This window comes from Agromyces sp. NPDC055661 (genome assembly GCF_053618135.1).
This window is the reverse complement of sequence record NZ_JBSHHC010000001.1, coordinates 1,574,078-1,591,274: the sequence shown is the minus strand read 5'-3', so window position 1 is coordinate 1,591,274 and position 17,197 is coordinate 1,574,078. Positions and strand designations below refer to the sequence as shown.

Annotated in this window: 19 protein-coding genes; 13 read left to right on the top strand and 6 right to left on the bottom strand. The window is 73.5% G+C overall.

Going from position 1 to position 17,197, the window contains the following annotated elements:
- Positions 1-97 precede the first annotated feature (97 nt).
- The 13 genes from ACWGO8_RS07250 (at position 98) to ACWGO8_RS07190 (ending at position 11,539) form a co-directional block, all read left to right on the top strand.
- The gene (locus tag ACWGO8_RS07250) at positions 98-580 is read left to right on the top strand and encodes a hypothetical protein (RefSeq protein ID WP_452042414.1); all 483 of its coding nucleotides are present in this window, start codon (positions 98-100) and stop codon (positions 578-580) included.
- A gap of 15 nt (positions 581-595) precedes the next feature.
- Positions 596-1,000: a phage holin family protein gene (locus tag ACWGO8_RS07245; RefSeq protein WP_376952799.1), complete on the top strand. Its 405-nt coding sequence runs from the start codon at positions 596-598 to the stop codon at positions 998-1,000.
- Complete coding sequence (locus tag ACWGO8_RS07240) at positions 987-1,295, top strand: hypothetical protein (RefSeq protein ID WP_452042413.1); 309 nt, start codon at positions 987-989, stop codon at positions 1,293-1,295. Before ACWGO8_RS07245 ends, ACWGO8_RS07240 begins: the two co-directional genes overlap by 14 nt.
- 21 nt (positions 1,296-1,316) lie before the next feature.
- On the top strand, positions 1,317-1,973 hold the full coding sequence (locus ACWGO8_RS07235; RefSeq protein ID WP_452042412.1) for a GntR family transcriptional regulator: 657 nt from the start codon (positions 1,317-1,319) through the stop codon (positions 1,971-1,973).
- Between the two features lie 36 nt (positions 1,974-2,009).
- Positions 2,010-3,140, top strand: coding sequence for a class I SAM-dependent methyltransferase (locus ACWGO8_RS07230; protein WP_452042411.1), 1,131 nt, complete (start codon positions 2,010-2,012; stop codon positions 3,138-3,140).
- A 117-nt stretch (positions 3,141-3,257) separates the two neighbouring features.
- A complete protein-coding gene (locus tag ACWGO8_RS07225) occupies positions 3,258-4,583 on the top strand; it encodes a wax ester/triacylglycerol synthase domain-containing protein (protein ID WP_452042410.1) in 1,326 nt (441 codons plus the stop codon).
- A gap of 41 nt (positions 4,584-4,624) precedes the next feature.
- Complete coding sequence (gene hemQ, locus ACWGO8_RS07220; RefSeq protein WP_452042409.1) at positions 4,625-5,362, top strand: hydrogen peroxide-dependent heme synthase; 738 nt, start codon at positions 4,625-4,627, stop codon at positions 5,360-5,362.
- Positions 5,363-5,469: 107 nt separating this feature from the next.
- Positions 5,470-6,627: a ferrochelatase gene (locus tag ACWGO8_RS07215; protein ID WP_452043529.1), complete on the top strand. Its 1,158-nt coding sequence runs from the start codon at positions 5,470-5,472 to the stop codon at positions 6,625-6,627.
- Complete coding sequence (gene hemC, locus ACWGO8_RS07210; RefSeq protein ID WP_452042408.1) at positions 6,624-7,583, top strand: hydroxymethylbilane synthase; 960 nt, start codon at positions 6,624-6,626, stop codon at positions 7,581-7,583. The genes ACWGO8_RS07215 and hemC overlap by 4 nt, the downstream gene beginning before the upstream one ends.
- A complete protein-coding gene (locus ACWGO8_RS07205; protein WP_452042407.1) occupies positions 7,580-8,389 on the top strand; it encodes a uroporphyrinogen-III synthase in 810 nt (269 codons plus the stop codon). The genes hemC and ACWGO8_RS07205 overlap by 4 nt, the downstream gene beginning before the upstream one ends.
- A 204-nt stretch (positions 8,390-8,593) precedes the next feature.
- Complete coding sequence (gene hemB, locus ACWGO8_RS07200) at positions 8,594-9,610, top strand: porphobilinogen synthase (protein WP_452042406.1); 1,017 nt, start codon at positions 8,594-8,596, stop codon at positions 9,608-9,610.
- Positions 9,607-10,923, top strand: coding sequence for a glutamate-1-semialdehyde 2,1-aminomutase (hemL, locus tag ACWGO8_RS07195; RefSeq protein WP_452042405.1), 1,317 nt, complete (start codon positions 9,607-9,609; stop codon positions 10,921-10,923). Before hemB ends, hemL begins: the two co-directional genes overlap by 4 nt.
- A gap of 235 nt (positions 10,924-11,158) precedes the next feature.
- The gene (locus ACWGO8_RS07190; protein WP_376952788.1) at positions 11,159-11,539 is read left to right on the top strand and encodes a hypothetical protein; all 381 of its coding nucleotides are present in this window, start codon (positions 11,159-11,161) and stop codon (positions 11,537-11,539) included.
- 47 nt (positions 11,540-11,586) lie between these two features.
- Here ACWGO8_RS07190 and ACWGO8_RS07185 read toward each other — a convergent pair whose 3' ends face one another.
- From ACWGO8_RS07185 to ACWGO8_RS07160, 6 genes are all read right to left on the bottom strand, one after another.
- On the bottom strand, positions 11,587-11,967 hold the full coding sequence (locus ACWGO8_RS07185) for a DUF1304 domain-containing protein (protein WP_376952787.1): 381 nt from the start codon (positions 11,965-11,967) through the stop codon (positions 11,587-11,589).
- Between the two features lie 93 nt (positions 11,968-12,060).
- Positions 12,061-13,239, bottom strand: a complete 1,179-nt coding sequence (locus tag ACWGO8_RS07180; RefSeq protein WP_452042404.1) for a winged helix DNA-binding domain-containing protein — start codon at positions 13,237-13,239, stop codon at positions 12,061-12,063.
- Positions 13,218-14,045 carry an ABC transporter permease gene (locus ACWGO8_RS07175; RefSeq protein ID WP_452042403.1) on the bottom strand — a complete coding sequence of 276 codons (828 nt, stop codon included), beginning with the start codon at positions 14,043-14,045 and terminating at the stop codon, positions 13,218-13,220. The genes ACWGO8_RS07180 and ACWGO8_RS07175 overlap by 22 nt, the downstream gene beginning before the upstream one ends.
- On the bottom strand, positions 14,042-14,986 hold the full coding sequence (locus tag ACWGO8_RS07170) for an ATP-binding cassette domain-containing protein (protein ID WP_452042402.1): 945 nt from the start codon (positions 14,984-14,986) through the stop codon (positions 14,042-14,044). Before ACWGO8_RS07170 ends, ACWGO8_RS07175 begins: the two co-directional genes overlap by 4 nt.
- Before the next feature lie 140 nt (positions 14,987-15,126).
- On the bottom strand, positions 15,127-15,900 hold the full coding sequence (locus ACWGO8_RS07165) for an isocitrate lyase/PEP mutase family protein (RefSeq protein ID WP_452042401.1): 774 nt from the start codon (positions 15,898-15,900) through the stop codon (positions 15,127-15,129).
- Between the two features lie 40 nt (positions 15,901-15,940).
- Positions 15,941-17,152, bottom strand: coding sequence for a cysteine desulfurase-like protein (locus ACWGO8_RS07160; RefSeq protein ID WP_452042400.1), 1,212 nt, complete (start codon positions 17,150-17,152; stop codon positions 15,941-15,943).
- Positions 17,153-17,197 lie beyond the last annotated feature (45 nt).

Sequence of the window (17,197 nt, the reverse complement as noted above, 5' to 3'; positions counted from 1 at the left end):
TTCTCCGCAACCCCCTTGCGCCACTTCGCACGGGGTCTACGCTGGAGGGGTCGCTGTGGTCATCCACCGGCCGGCCACAGGGGGAGATGGGGTGCACATGAAGGGCAGGATCCTCTTCGTCGTCGGGCTCGGCGTGGGCTACGTGCTGGGCACGCGCGCCGGACGCGAGCGCTACGAGCAGATCAAGCGCGCGGCCGAGAACGTCTGGAACACGCCGACGGTCCAGCAGGGCGTCGGCACCGTGAAGGAGTTCGCGATGAGCCGCGTCGGCGACCTCGGCGACACGGTGCTCGACAACGTGAAGGGCATGATCGGCAACGCCACCAAGAGCTCGGGCGCGACCAAGGCCGACGTCAACCGGGCCGCGCGCACCGCGAAGTCGAACATCTCGAAGGCCGCGACCGCCGCACGTTCGGCGGTCGACGACGCCGCATCGAAACTCGAGGACGCCGTCGACGGCGCCGCCGAGGTGGCATCGAAGTCCGCTGGATCGGGCACCTCGAAGTCGGGCTCGTCGAGCTCGAAGTCGACCGGGAAGGGCGGCACCTCGTCGCGCGGCTCCACCACGTCCGGCTCCTGACCCCCGGAGGCGATCATGTCAGCACCGTCGAATGACGACCGTTCGCTGTTCACCCTCGTCGGCGAGCTGCCCGACCGGGTGTCCGACCTCGTCCGCGCCGAGCTCGACCAGATCAAGGCCGAGATCAGCTACAAGCTCAAGCACTTCGGCATCGGGTCGGGCCTCTTCGCCGCCGCGGCGGTCGTCGGCATCTTCCTGCTCTTCACGCTCATCGTGGCGGCGATCTTCGCGCTCGCGCTCGTGATGCCGGCCTGGGCCGCGGCGCTCACGGTCTCGGGCATCCTGGTGCTGATCATCGCGATCCTCGTCTGGATCGGCGTCGTCAACTTCAAGCGCGGCAGCGAGCCGCTCGAGTCCATCGAGAGCCTGCGCAAGGACCTCGACGTGGTGAAGGGAACGGGCGAGTATGACCGCGACTGACGCCGGCAAGGTCACGGGGCGCGACGCCAAGGCGCGCCAGCGCAACCTCACGCGCCTCGAGGCGCGCGCCAACTCCGAGCGCGCCCGCAAGGAGTTCGCGGGCACGCTCGATGCGCTCGAAGACAAGCTGAACGTGCCCAAGCAGGTGCGCATCAAGACCGCGCGGGCGAAGGTCGAGTTCCGCCGCTTCGCGAAGGAGCAGCCGGGTGCGGCGATCGCCACCGGCGTGACCGTCGCCGCGGTCGTCGGCGTGACGGTCTGGCTGATCGTACGCGCCGTCGTCTCCGACAATTGATCCCGACGAGCGGATGCCGCGATGTCGTCGCTCGACGCCACGGGCGCTGAAGCCCTGCATCCCGCGCCGACGGCCGTCGAGCGCGTGGCCGACGCGGTGCGCGCCGAGATCCTGAGCGGCGAGCTCCCGGCCGACGCTCCGCTGCGCGAAGAGGCCGCGGCCGCCCGCTACGGCGTCTCGCGGCACACCGTGCGCGCCGCGTTCCAGCGGCTCGTGGCCGAGCGGCTCGCCGTCGCGCTGCCCTACCGCGGGGTGCGCGTGGCCAGTTTCGACCGCGACACGATCGTGGCGCTCCAGCAGCTCCGCGCCGCGCTCGAGGTCGAGGCGGTGCGCATCGCGCGGCAGCGCTACGGCAGCGACTGGCCGGATGCCGCGCTGGCTCCCGCCCGCGACGCGCTCGAGCGGCTCGGGGCATCAGCCGACTGGCTCGAGGCCGAGCGGGTGCACGCGGACTTCCACCGGGCGCTCGTCGCGGCATCCGGGAGCCCCCGTATCATCGAGGCGCACGCCGCGCTCGGCAGCGAGCTGCTGCTGTTCCTGCTGCACGTGCGACCGCACTACACGATCGAGTCGCTCGTGGTCGAGCACCGCGAGCTGCTCGACGCGGTGCAGTCCGAGGGCCCCGAGGCCGTGCGGGAGCATCTCGAGCACTCCACGCGCCTGCTCGTGGAGGACTGAGGCCGCGCCCGGGCGGCCCGATCGAAGGAGATCGACATGACCCACGATTCCGCTGCGGCATCCGGCGGGGCCGCACCCGGCCGCCCTGACGAGGCCGCGACGCAGGCGTTCGCCGACCGGGTCTTCGGCTCGGTGCTCGGCGCGATCGAGCTGCTGAGCATCCACCTCGGCGATCGGCTCGGGTGGTACCGCGCGCTCGACGATTCGGGGCCGCTGTCGTCGACCGAGCTGGCCGAGCGCACGGACACGGTCGAGCGGTACGCCCGCGAGTGGCTCGAGCAGCAGGCCGTCAACGGCATACTCACCGTCGACGGGTCGGATGCCGCGGCGCCCGCGTCCGAGCGCCGGTTCGCGCTGCCCGCGGCGCACGCCGAGGTGCTCACCGACGCCGCGTCGCTCGATTACCTGGCGCCCGTCGCGCGCATGATCACGGCGGCCGGGATGCGGGCCGCGTCGCTCGTGGAGGCGTACCGCGGCGGCGGCGGCGTCACGTGGGAGCAGTTCGGCGACGACGCCCACGAGTCGCAGGCCGACGTCAACCGGCCGTGGTTCGAGCGGCGCCTCGGCGACGCGGTCGCGTCGGTCGCCGAGCTCGACGCGGTGCTGTCGCGGCCGGGCGCCCGCATCGCCGACATCGGCTGCGGGCACGGCTGGTCGACGCTCGCGCTCGCCCGTGCGTACCCGTCGGCACGGGTCGTCGGCATCGACGTGGACGAGCCGTCGATCGCTGCCGCCCGCGAGAACGCTGAGGCCGCGGGGCTCGCCGATCGGGTCGAGTTCCGGCTGGCCGGCGGCGAGGAGCTCAGCGAGCCGGGCGCGTTCGACGCCGCCTTCGTCTTCGAGGCGCTGCACGACATGCCGCGGCCCGTCGAGGTGCTCGACGCGATGCGCCGGGCGGTGCGCGACGACGGCGCGGTCGTGATCATGGACGAGGCGGTCGCGCCCGGGTTCGCCCCCGACGGCGACGACGTCGAGCGGCTCATGTACGGGTACAGCATCCTGATGTGCCTGCCCGACAGTCTCGCGACACCGGGGTCGGTCGGCACCGGCACGGTCATGCGACAGTCCACGCTCGAGCGGTACGCGACCGAGGCCGGGTTCTCGCGCATCGAGGAGCTGCCCATCGAGGGCTTCGCGCTGTTCCGGTTCACGCGGCTCGTGCACTGACGGCGGACGCGGCATCCGCTGCGCCGCTTCGACGTGGTCTGCGCCCGTACACGTGGCGCGATGCGCGTAGAAGTGGCGCGGCGGCGGCCCGGACACCGCCGGAGTAGGCTCCGGCGCGTGGGGAGCGGGGCGGCGGAACGCATCTCGCCGATCGACGCGGCGACGCTGGGCATCAGCGTGCACGGCGGCCAGCCCTACCTCATCACGCTGGCCGGCGTCCTCGGTCCGGGCGACCTCGTCGACGCGGCCGGGCGACCGGATGCCGCGGCGATCCGTCGGCTGCTGGCCGGCCGGATCGGGGGGGTCCCGGGGCTCGCGCAGCGTGCGGTGCTGCGCGACGACGCGTGGTGGTGGGAGCCGCGCGATCCCGACCTCGCGGCGCACGTGCGGATCGAGGAGCCCGGAGCGGGGACTCACGGCTTCGAGGCCGTGTGCGGGCGCCTCCTGATGCGGCCGCTGCCGCCCGATCGCCCGCTCTGGGAGATCGTGCTCGTGCCCGGCGCCCGTCCCGGCGGCTGCGGCATCGTGATCCGCTTCCACCACGTGATCGCCGACGGCGCGCACGCGGTGGCGCTCGTCGAGGAGCTCTTCGACCCGGCGGGGGACGACAGCGGGGAGCCGTTCGGCGGACCGGCGGCGAGCTCCGCCGCCGCGCCGATCGCAGGCCCAGCCGCCGCGCCAGCCGCCGCCCCGACCGCAGCCCCAGCCGCCGCCCCGGCCGCGGCTCCGTCCCGCCCGCCGTCCCGCACCGCCGTCCTCGCCTACCGCATCCGCCAGTTCGTGCGCCCGTGGATCCGCTCGCGGACGCTGCTCGGCCCGCTCGGGCCGCGCCGGGATGCGGCCGGGGCATCCGTCGACCTGGACCGACTGCATCACGCGGCGCACGCCGCCGGCGGCACGATCGGCGACGCGTTCCTCGCCGCGGTCGGACGCGGACTCGCGCACGCGATGCGCGCGGCGGGAGAGCGCGTGCCGGCGACGATCACGGTCTCGCAGCCCGTGCGCCTCGCCTCGCGCGACGGGCAGCTCAACTCGGTCGGCGTGATGCTCGCGCCGGTGCCGCTCGGCGGCACGATGCCGGACGCGATGCGGCGGATCGCGCGCACGACGACCGCGGCCAAGCCGGTGGCGCGCGCCGCGGGCACGGTCATCCGCTCCCCGAGGGCCGCGCGCGGGTTCGACGCGTTCGCGCGGCACCAGCACCTCATCGCTGCCGTCGTGTCGAACGTGCCCGGCCCGAGCCGCCGGCTCGCGCTCGCCGGCTCGCCGCTCGTCGAGCTGCTGCCGCTCGGCCCCCTCGCGGGGAACGTGCGCATCGGCGTGACCGCCGCGTCGTACGACGGGCGCTTCTGGCTCGCCGTCGTGACGGACGCCGACCACGTGATCGGGGCCGCCGAGGTCGCCGACCGCATCGCCGGCGCGCTGGAGGAGCTCGACGCCTGAGCCCTTTTGGCCGATGGGGCTGGAAGGGGGAGACTGGAGGCATGTCTTCCCCCGCTGCCGAAGCGGCAGCCGACGCGCTCCAGACCGATTCCACCGCCGAGCAGTCTCCCGAGGGCTACACGGTGTTCGCCGTGTTCCGCAAGGACCCGGCGCGCCCCGACGACCTCGACGGGCACGACGTGCCCCGCTTCGTGCGCGAGCTCGACGACATGATCGGCCTCGTCGAGGACGAGGACGTCGTGGTGCGCGGCATCTACGACGTCTCGGGCCTCCGAGCCGACGCCGACGTGATGCTGTGGCTGCACGGCCCGACCGCCGAGGGGCTGCAGTGGGCGCTTCGCGAGCTGCGCCGCGCGCGCCTGTTCCGCGCCCTCCTGCCGACGTGGAACGCCATGGGCGTGCACCGCGACGCCGAGTTCAACAAGGCGCACGTGCCCGGCTTCCTGCGGGGCATCGAGCCGAAGCAATGGCTCACCGTCTACCCGTTCGTGCGCAGCTACGAGTGGTACCTCCTGCCGCCCGAGGAGCGCGGACGCATGCTCGCCGAGCACGGCCGCAAGGGCGCCGCGTTCACGGGCGTCATCGCCAACACGGTCGCGTCGTTCTCGCTGGGCGACTACGAGTGGCTGCTGCCGCTCGAGGCCGACGAGCTCACCGACCTGGTCGACCTCATGCGCGACCTGCGCGCCACCGACGCGCGCCGTCACGTGCGCGAGGAGGTCCCGTTCTACACGGGCCGCCGCGTGTCCACCGCCGAGCTCGTCGAGGTGGTGCAGTAGTGGCGGCGGTCAACCTCGGCTCCACGGGCGCCGCGGATGCTGCGGACTCCGCGCATCGCGGTCGCAAGCCCGCCCCCGCGGCATCCGCACCCTGTGCGCCCGGAGCGATCGTGCCGGGCGCGACGCCCGCCGCCCAGGGCGGCGCCGAGCACGTGACGGAGCCGGTCGCCTACGACGCGATCCTCCTCGCCGGCTTCGGCGGGCCCGAGGGCCAAGACGACGTCATCCCGTTCCTGCGCAACGTCACGAGCGGGCGCGGCATCCCCGACGAGCGGCTCGAGGAGGTGGCGCACCACTACCGTCACTTCGGCGGCGTCAGCCCGATCAACGAGCAGAACCGGCAGCTGAAGGCGGCGCTCGAGGCGGAGCTCGCGCGGCGCGGCGTCGACCTGCCGGTCATCTGGGGCAACCGCAACTGGGACCCGTACCTCAACGACGCCCTCGCCGAGGCGAAGGAGCGCGGCTTCGCGAAGCTCATCGCCATCGCGACGAGCGCCTACAGCTCGTACTCGAGCTGCCGCCAGTACCGCGAGGACTTCGCCGACGCGCTCGCCGACACCGGCACGGGCGACGAGATCCAGATCGACAAGGTGCGCCAGTTCTTCGACCAGCCCGGCTTCGTGCAGCCGTTCATCGAGGGCGTGCGCGACGGCATCGCCGGGCTCGTGGCGGACAACCCGGGACTCGACCGCACGACCGAGGTCGAGGTGCTGTTCGCCACGCACTCGATCCCGTCGACGGATGCCGCGAAGTCGGGTCCGGCCGAGCGCGGATTCGGCGAGGGCGGCGCCTACGCGGCCCAGCACCGCGCGGTGGCCGAGGTGGTCATGCGCGAGGCCGGCGCGACCGAGGTGCCCTGGCAGCTCGTCTACCAGTCGCGGTCGGGGCCGCCCTCGATGCCGTGGCTCGAGCCCGACATCAACGACGCCATCGAGCAGCTTCCCGCCGCGGGCCGCAAGGCCGTCGTGATCGTGCCGCTCGGGTTCGTGAGCGACCACATGGAGGTGCTCTGGGACCTCGACAACGAGGCGCTCGAGACGGCTCAGGAGCACGGCCTCGCCGCCGTGCGCGTGCCGACGCCGGGCACCCACCCGGCGTACGTCGCGGGGCTCGTCGACCTCGTGCTCGAGCGGGTGCAGGGCACGCCCGTCGCCGACCGTCCGGCCATGACCGAGCTCGGTCCCTGGTACGACGTGTGCCGACCCGGATGCTGCGAGAACGTGCGCCTCGGCTTCCGCCCGGCGCTGGCGGGGATCGCGCCGTGAGCGGCTCGAACGTGATCCGCGTCGGCACCCGCGCGAGCGCGCTCGCCATGGCGCAGACGACCCAGATCGCCGAGCGCATCGCGAAGGCCGCCAAGGCCGACATCGAGCTCGTGCCCGTGACGACCGAGGGCGACACGTCCCGCGCCTCGCTCGCATCGCTCGGCGGCACGGGCGTGTTCGCCGCGGCCCTGCGCGAGGCGCTGCTGCGCGGCGAGGTCGACATGGTCGTGCACTCGCTGAAGGACCTGCCCACGGCCGACCACCCCGGCCTGCGCATCGGGGCGATCCCGAAGCGCGCGGACGCCCGCGACGCGCTCTGCGCCCGCGACGGCCTCGTGCTCGCCGACCTGCCCGAGGGCGCTCGCGTCGGCACCGGGTCGCCGCGGCGCATCGCGCAGCTCGCCGCCGCCCGCCCCGACGTCGTCGCCGTCGACATCCGCGGCAACGTCGACACGCGGCTCGGCAAGGTCGCCTCGGGCGAACTCGACGCCGTGCTGCTCGCGGCCGCGGGCCTCGGCCGGCTCGGGCGATCGGATGCCGCGACCGAGCTGCTCTCGCTCGGCTCGTGGCCCACGGCACCCGGCCAGGGTGCCCTGGCGATCGAGGTCCGCCGCGAGCGCGGCGACCGCGCGCTGGAGCGTGGGCTCGAAGCCGTGGACCACGCCACGACCCGCGCCACGGTGCTCGCCGAGCGACTCGTGCTCGCGGGCCTCGAGGCCGGTTGCGCGGCGCCCGTGGGTGCAAGCGCCTTCATCGAGGACGAACTTCTGTTCCTGTCCGCGAGCGTGTACAGTGCCGACGGGACGGGGCAGCTGACCAGTTCGCATGCCGCCACCCCCGACAGCCGCTCGGCCGCCGATCTGGCGGACGCGGCCCGTGACGTCGCCGATCGCGTCGTCGCAGAACTCCTCGGCAACGGCGCCGCCGATCTTGCACCTCGTGAGGAGTCACCGTGAGCGAATTCGAATGGACCGGCGCGATCGGACTGCCGTTCCACGACGGCAAGCCGCTCGCCGGATGGCGCGTGCTCGTGCCCAGGGGCGGACCCTGGGGCGACGGCGTCGCCGCTGCGCTGCGCGCGCGCGGCGCGACCCCGATCGTGGCGCCGATGATCAACTTCGCGCCCACCGACGACCAGCCCGCCCTCGAGGCGGCCCTGGCCAAGCTCGCCGGCGGCGGATTCGACTGGGTCACCGTCACGAGCGCCACCACGGTCGACGTGCTCGCGTCGTACGGTGCGGTCATTCCGGCCTCGACGAAGGTCGCCGCGGTCGGCGAGACCACCGCGGCCGCCCTCGTCGCGGCCGGCTACCACGCCGACATCGTCCCCTCGGAAGACAACTCCGCCCGCGGCCTGCTCGAGGAGTGGGAGGCGGCGACCGAGGGCGAGAAGGGCCTGCGCGTGCTCGCGCTGCGCTCCGCGATCGCGAAGCAGGTGCTCTCGATCGGGCTCGCCCGCATCGGCCACCACGTCGAGGCGGTCGTCGCCTACCGCACGATCGGCGTACCGGTCGCGGCGAAGGTGATCGACGACGTGCGTGCGGGCAACGTGCACGCCGTGCTCATCACGTCGGGCAGCGTCGCCGAGCAGGTGCAGCAGCAGCTCGGCCCCATCCCCGAGTCGATCCTCGTCGCCGCCATCGGCCCGCAGACCCAGCGGGATGCCGCGCAGATCGGCCTCCGCGTCGACGTCATCGCCCGCGAGCGCAGCGCCGAGTCCCTCATCGACGCGCTCGTCGAGGCGGCCACCGCGCGAGCCTGACGCTCCGCCCCCTCCGGGCGACTCCCGCCACGCGCGCTCACGTCGTGCGCAATTCAGGTCGGCGCACGGCGCGTCGCGCCGACGCGTCGCCATCCGGGTCCGCGACACGCCTCCACACCTGAATTGCGCACAACCCGAGCGGATGCTGCGGCGGCCCCGCTCCCGTCGGGCGAGCGCCCAGCCGGCGCAACGTAGGCTGTTCGGGTGACTTCCACGCCCCTTCCCCGAGTTCGACCGCGCCGTCTTCGCGGGACGCCGGCGCTGCGGCGGCTCGTGTCGGAGACCCGCCTGCACCCGTCCGACCTCGTGCTGCCGCTGTTCGTCCGCGAGGGGATCACCGCACCCATGCCGATCGCGTCGATGCCCGGCGTGGTGCAGCACTCGCTCGAGAGCCTGCCCGCCGCGATCGACGAGGCTGCAGCGGCCGGTGTGGGCGGGGTGATGCTGTTCGGCGTGCCCGAGGTGCGCGACGCCCGCGGCTCAGGGGCGACCGATCCCGAGGGCATCCTCAACGTGGCCACGCGCGTCGCCGTCGAGGCATCCGCGGGCCGGCTCGTCGTGCAGACCGACCTGTGCCTCGACGAGTTCACCGACCACGGCCACTGCGGCGTGCTCAGCCCGTCGACGAGCTCGGGGACCGGGTACGTCGTCGACAACGACGCCACGCTCGAGCGCTACCGGGCGATGGGCCTCGAGCAGGCCCGCGCCGGGTCCCAGGTGCTCGGCCTCTCGGGCATGATGGACGGCCAGGTCGCCGCCGTGCGCGACGCGCTCGACGACCAGGGGCACACGGACGTCGCGATCCTCGCCTACTCGGCCAAGTACGCGTCGGCCTACTACGGCCCGTTCCGCGACGCCGTCGAGTCGACGCTCGAGGGCGACCGCCGCACCTACCAGCTCGATCCCGGCAACCGTCGCGAGGGCCTCCGCGAGGCGATGATCGACATCGAGGAGGGCGCCGACGTCGTCATGGTGAAGCCCGCGGGCAGCTACCTCGACGTGCTCGCCGACGTCGCCGCGGCGTCCGAGGTGCCGGTCTGGGCGTACCAGGTGTCGGGCGAGTACTCGATGATCGAGGCCGCCGCCGCGCACGGCTGGATCGACCGCAAGCGCGCCGTGATCGAGTCCGTGCGTGGCATCCGCCGCGCCGGCGCCGACGTGGTGCTCACGTACTGGGCGACCGAGCTCGCCGTCTGGATCCGGAACGGGGACACGGAATGACGACGAACGCCGACCTCTTCGCCCGCGCGCAGGCCGCGATCCCGGGCGGCGTGAACTCGCCCGTGCGCGCGTTCCGCTCGGTCGGCGGCACGCCGCGCTTCCTCGTGTCGGCGCGCGGCCCGTACGTGACCGACGCCGAGGGACGCGAGTACGTCGACCTCGTCGCCGGCTGGGGTCCCGCGATCCTCGGCCACGCCGACCCGCGCGTCATCGAGGCGGTGACGGATGCCGCGCGCCGCGGCCTCTCCTTCGGCTCGTCGACGCCCGCCGAGACCGAGCTCGCCGAGCTCGTCGAGCAGCGCGTGGCGCCGGTCGAGCAGCTCCGCCTCGTATCGACCGGCACGGAGGCGACGATGAGCGCCATCCGCCTCGCGCGCGGCTTCACCGGTCGCGACCTGCTCGTGAAGTTCGCGGGGCACTACCACGGCCACTCCGACGGCCTGCTCGCGGAAGCGGGCTCCGGCCTCGCGACGTTCGCGCTCCCCGGCTCGGCCGGCGTGCCCGCCGACATCGCGGCGCTCACGCTCGTGCTGCCCTACAACGACCTCGACGCGCTGCGCGCCGCGTTCGCCGAGCACGGCGACCGCATCGCGGCCGTCATCGTCGAGGCCGCCGCCGCGAACATGGGCGTCGTGCCGCCCCAGCCCGGCTTCAACCGGGCGCTCGTCGACCTCGCGCACGCGAACGGCTCGCTCGTCATCTCCGACGAGGTGCTCACGGGCTTCCGCGTCTCGGAGGCCGGCTGGTGGGGCGTGGAGCGCGGCACCGAGGGCGAGTACACGCCCGACCTGCTCACCTTCGGCAAGGTGATCGGCGGCGGCATGCCCGTGGCCGCGCTCGGCGGTCGCGCCGAGATCATGCAGCGGCTCGCGCCCGTCGGTCCGGTGTACCAGGCCGGCACGCTCTCGGGGAACCCCGTCGCCGTCGCCGCCGGCGTCGCGACCCTGCGAGCAGCGGATGCCGCGGTCTACGCGCACCTCGACGAGATCGCCGCGACCGTCAGCTCCGCCGTCTCCGACGCGCTCGCCGCCGAGGGCGTCCCGCACGCCGTGCAGCGGGCGGGGAACCTCTTCAGCTTCGTCTTCGGCGCGGACGTGGCATCCGGCGTCAGCGACTACGCGGGTGTGCAGCGACAGGAGGGCTGGCGCTACGCGCCGTTCTTCCACGCGATGCTCGACGCGGGCGTCTCGCTGCCGCCGTCGGTGTACGAGGCGTGGTTCGTCACGGCCGCGCACGACGACGCGGCGATCGGTCGCATCGTGGATGCGCTGCCCGCGGCCGCGCGCGCCGCGGCATCCGCTCGACCCGGGTAACCGGCTTTCGGGGTCCTGGCCCGCGCGTGCCCGACCTTCACCGTTTCTCAGGAGTTCTCGGCGCTGCGACCGCGTCACCGCGCGATTCCTCCTGAGAAGCGCCGGGTTCACGCTCGCTGTTCCTGAGAAACGGTGAAGGTGTGCGGGTGCGTGCCGCGAATCGGGGTACGAAACCGTTACGCCTTTGTGGGGTGGCGACACGGCGCGCGTCGGCCGCCTCGGGCAGGATGGAAGCATGGCCCAGCTTCGCGTGCACAGCGACCGGATCGAGGTCCACCTCACTCCGGCCGAGAAGACGCTCGCGCTGCGCTCGGACGACCTGGTGGTGCAGCGCGACGACATCCGCTCGGCGACCATCACCGACGATCCCTGGGTGTGGATCCGCGGCATCCGTCGACGGGGGACCGAGATCCCGCTCGTCGTGGCGGTGGGCGTGTGGAAGTACCACGGCGGCACGGACTTCGTGATCATCAAGGGCAAGCGACAGGCGGTCGTGCTCGAGCTCGCCGCGGGCGAGTTCACCCGCATCATCCTGAGCACGAACCAGTCGGCGAACCTGATCGACAAGCTGAAGCTCTCCGAGCCCCCGACCGAGGCCGACTCGCCGCGCGACTGAGCCGCGATGCGCTCGCCTGCGCTGCGGCGCCGGCGCCGGCGCCGGTGTCAGGCGAAGACGAACAGCACGAAGCCGATGAGCGGCAGCGTGCCCTGGATGAGCGCCGGCCGGATGTAGCCCCGCCCCGTCGTCGTGAGCACGGCAGCGGCGAGCACCATGCAGGCCATCGTGAAGAGCACGAGCGTCTTGCCGGGTGCGATCGCCCCCGCCCAGTAGAGCACGAGGCCGAGCGTCGCGCCGATGCCGAGGAACAGGTTGTAGAAGCCCTGGTTGTAGGCCATCGGCTTGGTCGTGTCGGCGGCCGCCTGGTCGGCGACGCCGAAGCGCTTCCACGTCGAGGGGCGCGTCCACCACACGCTCTCCATGAGGAAGATGTAGCCGTGCAGCAGCGCGGCGAGGGCGACGAAGATGCTCGCGATGACGGCCATGGCGCGATCGTAGCGGGGTCCCGGCGCTGGTGCCGGTTTCGAGACGGCGCTGCGCGCCTCCTCAACCCGCGGGAGACGGCGCTGTGCGCCTCCTCAACCCGCGGGCGACGGGATCGGTTCGCGCTCGACCGTGACCGGCAGCCCGAGGAACCGCTCGACCTCGGCGACGGATGCCGCGAGCGCGCGCTCCTCGGCGCGCGAGAATTCGCGCCATGGCACGATCCGCACGCGGGCGCGCTTCGCCTCGACGACCGGGGCCCAGCGCCCGGCCATGGTGCCGTCGATCACGAGGGCGTGCAGCGGGAACTCGGGGTGCACGGGATCCGAGCGGCCGGACGGCAGCAGGTACGAGCGCGGCGGCGCGTAGCCCATGATGTACTCGTCGTACGCCTGCAGCAGGTCGACGACGGGCCCGCGCCCCGCGGCATCCGACACCGGTTCGACCGGTTCCAGTGAGGCCACGGATGCCGCGTCGACCACGTACACCGAACCGTCGACGTCGAGCTCCTCGACGCGTCCGCCGCCCCGGCCCTGCGGATCGGCCGCGTCGGCGAACGCTCGACGCGCGTCGCCGAGCGTGAAGCCCGACCACGCGGCGAAGTCGCGCTCGGTCACCGGGCCGCGCGACGCGATGAACCGCGCGGCGAGCTCGGCCAGCGCCTCCTCGCGCGGCCGCGGCGCCGACGCCGGCACCCGCTCGTCGAACGCGGCGTACGTGCGCTGCTTGCCGACGTTCGCACCGCTGATCGCGACGCGCTCCAGCTCGGCGAGCATGAGCAGGTACGTGAACGCGAGCCCGGTGAGGGGCATGCCGCCCGCCTCGAGGGCCGTGCTCAGCTCGGCACGGGTGCGATGCCCGCCGTCGAGCGAGGCGGCCACGATCGCGAGGCCGCGAGCGCCCGTCTCGCCCTCGAGTCCGGTGCGGCGGATGTAGGTGCGGCTGGCGCCGTAGACCCGCTCGGCCGAGACCTGCATGATCCAGCGCGCATCGTCGGGGTGCAGGAAGTGCCACGTGGGCCGGAGCACGTGCGTGCGGAGGATCTCGCCGTCGTCGAGCGACGCGGCGAGGGTCGCGGCATCCGGACGCCGTTCGTCGGGAACCCGAGCCGCGAGCCCCCACTGCGCGGGCAGGAACTCCTGCGCCTGCACGGCCGCGAACCGGCGCACGACCTCGGGGCCCGAGGCGTCGAACGGCGCCCGGAGTCCCTGGACGCGGAGCCGGAGCGTCCGCAGCTCGGCGAGGTCCACCGTCAGGTCACGTCCCGCCGCCACGTGGTCGCGCCGCCGATGATCGTCGCGACGGCGCCGATCGCGAGGAGCACGAGGCCGCCCTGCCACCAGTCGAGCGTCTCCGACGACCCGACCGACGCGATCGTGTAGAACGATGCGCCGACGAGCGCGTCGCTCGCCGCACCCGGCAGGTACTGCCCGATCTGCGCGGTCACGTCGTTGAGGGATGCCCCGAGCCGCAGGATCGGCTCGACGAACTGCGTGAACGCCAGCACGATCACGATCGCGGCGACCTGGTTGGGCACGAGCGCTCCGAGCCCGACGCCGATCGTGGCCCAGAGCGCCATCGCGAGCACGCCGCGGCCGATGAGCGCCCAGGTGTCGGAATCGTCGAGGCCCGTCTCGAGGCCGAACGCCGAGAGGGCCGCGGCCCCGCCGGCGACCGAGGTGGCGAACGCGATGACGCCGAAGCCGGCGCCCAGCACGAGCTCCGACACGTACTTCGAGCCGAGCACGACCGAGCGGTGCGGCACCGCGAGGAACGTCGGCGTCAGCGTCTTGTGGCGGAACTCGCCCGTGACGGCGAGCGCACCGAGGAGCACCGGGAAGACGTAGCCGATCGACGAGGCGAAGCTGTAGAGCAGCGGGCCGAGCTGGATGCCGGGCGGCAGCTGCGTGTTGCCCACGTTCTCCGCGGCATCGGGATTCTCGACGGCCCACCCGAGGAAGGCGCCGAAGCCGCCCGCGAGGAACAGGACGTACGCGACGAGCAGGATCGCGAGCAGCCACCACATGCGCGTGGTGAAGACCTTCTGGAACTCGGCGGCGATCGAACGGAACACGGTCATCGCTCCTCTCCGCCGACGCGCACGGGTTCGATGCCGGGCGTGCCCTCGCTGCCGCCGTCGCCGACGAGCGAGAGGAACGAGTCCTCCAGCCCCGCCGCCACCTGGTGCAGGGCGCTGAGCTCGACGCCGCCGACGAACGCGGCGTGCCCGACCCGGCCCGGATCCGGTTCCTCCACGAGGAAGCCCGCGCCCTCCTCCGCGTACTCGAGGCCGGCCTGGTCGAGCGCAGCGGCGAGCCGGAGCGGGTCGGGAGATTCCACGACGGTGCGCGGTGCGGCGCCGATCTGGAGCGTGGAAAGCGGCCCGCTGCGCACGAGTCGGCCGCGCGAGATGATCACGACGTCGTCGACGCTCTGCTGCACCTCGCTGAGCAGGTGCGAGCTCACGAGCACCGTGCGCCCCTCCTTCGCGAGGCTCTGCAGGAAGCCGCGGATCCACTTGATGCCCTCGGGGTCGAGCCCGTTGATCGGCTCGTCGAGCACGAGCACGCCCGGGTCGCCGAGCAGCGTGTAGGCGAGGGAGAGCCGCTGGCGCATGCCGAGCGAGAACCCGCCGACGCGTCGACCCGCGAACTCCGAGAGCCCGACCATCGTGAGCACGGCCGGCACGCGCGACTTCGGGATGCCGGCGGCGGTCGCGTAGACCGCGAGGTGCTGCTTCGCAGTGCGTCCAGGGTGGAAGTTCGCGTCGAGCGCGGCGCCCACCGTCTCGAGCGGGCGGGCCAGGTCGCGGTAGCGGGTACCGCCGAACGTCGCCGTGCCGGAGCTCGCACGCACCAGGCCGAGCAGCACCCGGAGGGTGGTGGTCTTGCCGGCCCCGTTGGGTCCGAGGAACCCGGTGACCCGGCCCGGTCGAACCGTGAAGCTGAGATCGTCGACCGCGGTCACCGGTCCGAATCGTTTGCTGAGCCCCGTGACCTCGATGGGGATACCCGCCGCCATGATCGCCACCCTAGCGAGGGTCGCGGGCGCGGGGCATCCGTCGCGCGGGGGAGACCCGAAGGTCACCTCCCCCGAGCGGGCGAGCGTGGCGCGAGCGAACGGTCGAACCGGGCCCGAACAGCGGGCGGATGCCGCCGGCCTCAGCCTCGCGGACGGGGTGCGAGCGGCAGGGTGCCGCCGTCGTAGAGGTAGCTCGCGAGGTCCTGCAGCTCGGCGAGCACGACACGCTGCGGGAGGGGTCCGTACGACACGCGTGCGACGCCGAGCTCCTGCAGGCGCGCGGGCGCGGGGATGTCGGGCAGCCCGATGAGGCTCACCCGCTGCTCGCCGAGTCCGGCGACCAACTCGACGACGACGTCCTCGCCGAAGTTGCCGGGCACGAACACCGTGGTCGCGCCCGCGTCGAGGTAGGCGCGCCCGCGCTCGATCGCGTCGGCGATCCACACGTCGCGTCCGCGATCCCGTCCGTGCACGAACGCGTCGGTGCGTGCGTTCAGCGCGAACGGCACGCCTTCCGCCTCCGCGGCGGCGATTGCGGCCTCGACCGCGGCGACCGACTCGGCGATCGGCTTGAGCTCGTCCTCGAGGTTGGCGCCGACGATGCCCTCCCCGACGGCGCGGCGGATGGTCTCGCCGGCGTCGCCGTAGCCCGCCTCGAGGTCGGCGGTCACGGGCACGTCGACCGCACGCGCGATGCGCCCGGCCATGTCGAGCATGAGGTCGACCGGGATCTGCTCGCCGTCGGGGTAGCCGAACGCGGCCGCGATCGAGTGGCTCGCGGTCGCGATCGCGCGCGTGCCCGGCAGCGCGGCGACGGCCCTGGCGGTCGCCACGTCCCAGACGTTGACGACCTGCAGCAGCTCGGGGTCGGCGTGCAGTCGGCGGAGTTCTCGGGCGGTGTCGGCGAGGGTCATCCGCACAGCCTAGGCGGCCCCTCCGACGGCGTCGGCGCCGTCAGCGCAACGCGCCGGCGAGCCCCTCGAGCAGCCGGTCGACGTCGGACTCGTCGGTGTAGGGGGCCAGGCCCATGCGCAGCCCGCCCTCGTCGCCGAGTCCGAGGTGCCGCGACACCTCGAGCGCGTAGAAGTTGCCGGAGGGTGCGAGCACCTTCCCCGCCGCGAGCGAGCTGGTGACCTCGGATGCCGCGCGGCCCTCGAACGTGACGAGCAGGGTGGGCGTCCGCCGTCCCGCGCGCGAGCGGATGTCGACGCCGGGCAGCTCGCGCAGGCCTGCCTCGAGCCGGGCCCGCAGGACCTCCTCGTGCTCGTGCAGCGACGCGTACGACGCCGCCAGGCGCTCGCGCCGCGACTCCGCCGCCTCGGCGGCCTCGGGGTCGAGGCCCGCGAGCACGTCGACCGCGGCGGTGACGCCCGCGAGCAGCTCGTACGGCAGCGTGCCGAACTCGAACCGCTCGGGCACGACGTTCGTGGCGGGCAGCAGCTTGTCGGGCATGATGCCCTCGAGCAGCTCGGGGCGCGCCGCGAGCACGCCGCAGTGCGGCCCGAGGAACTTGTACGGCGAGCACACGAAGAAGTCCGCGCCGAGCTCCTCCACGTCGGGCAGCTCGTGCGCGGTCAGGTGCACGCCGTCGACGAACACGAGCGCGCCCGCCTGATGTGCCGCCGCGGCGATCGCGGGGATGTCGGGCATCGTCCCGATCAGGTTCGAGGCGCCCGTGACGGCGACCGCGCGCGTCCGATCCGAGAGCAGGGAGGCGACGGCATCCGTCGGCAGCTCACCAGTGGCCGGGTCGAACTCCGCCCAGCGCACCGTGGCGCCGCGGTGCTCGGCGGCCTGCACCCAGGGGCGAACGTTCGCGTCGTGGTCGAGCCGGGTGACGATCACCTCGTCGCCCTCGCGCCAGTCGCGCGACAGGTTCCGCGAGAAGTCGTAGATCAGCTGGGTCGCGCTGCGACCGTGCACGATGCCGCGCGGGTGGGCGTCGAGCAGGTCGGCCATCGCGAGCCGGAAGCCGTGCACGGCGGCCTCGGCGCGCTCCTCGGACTCGCCCACGGTGCCGCGGTTCGAGAGCGGCCCGGTGAGCACGGATGCCACGGCGTCGCCCACTGGCCGCGGCGTCTGCGTGCCGCCCGGCCCGTCGAAGTGGGCCCAGCCGCTCTCGAGCGACGGGAACATGGATCGGATGCGCGCGACGTCGTAGGCCATGAGCGAGAGCCTACGACGACGCCCGGCTCATGCTCCGACTGGGGC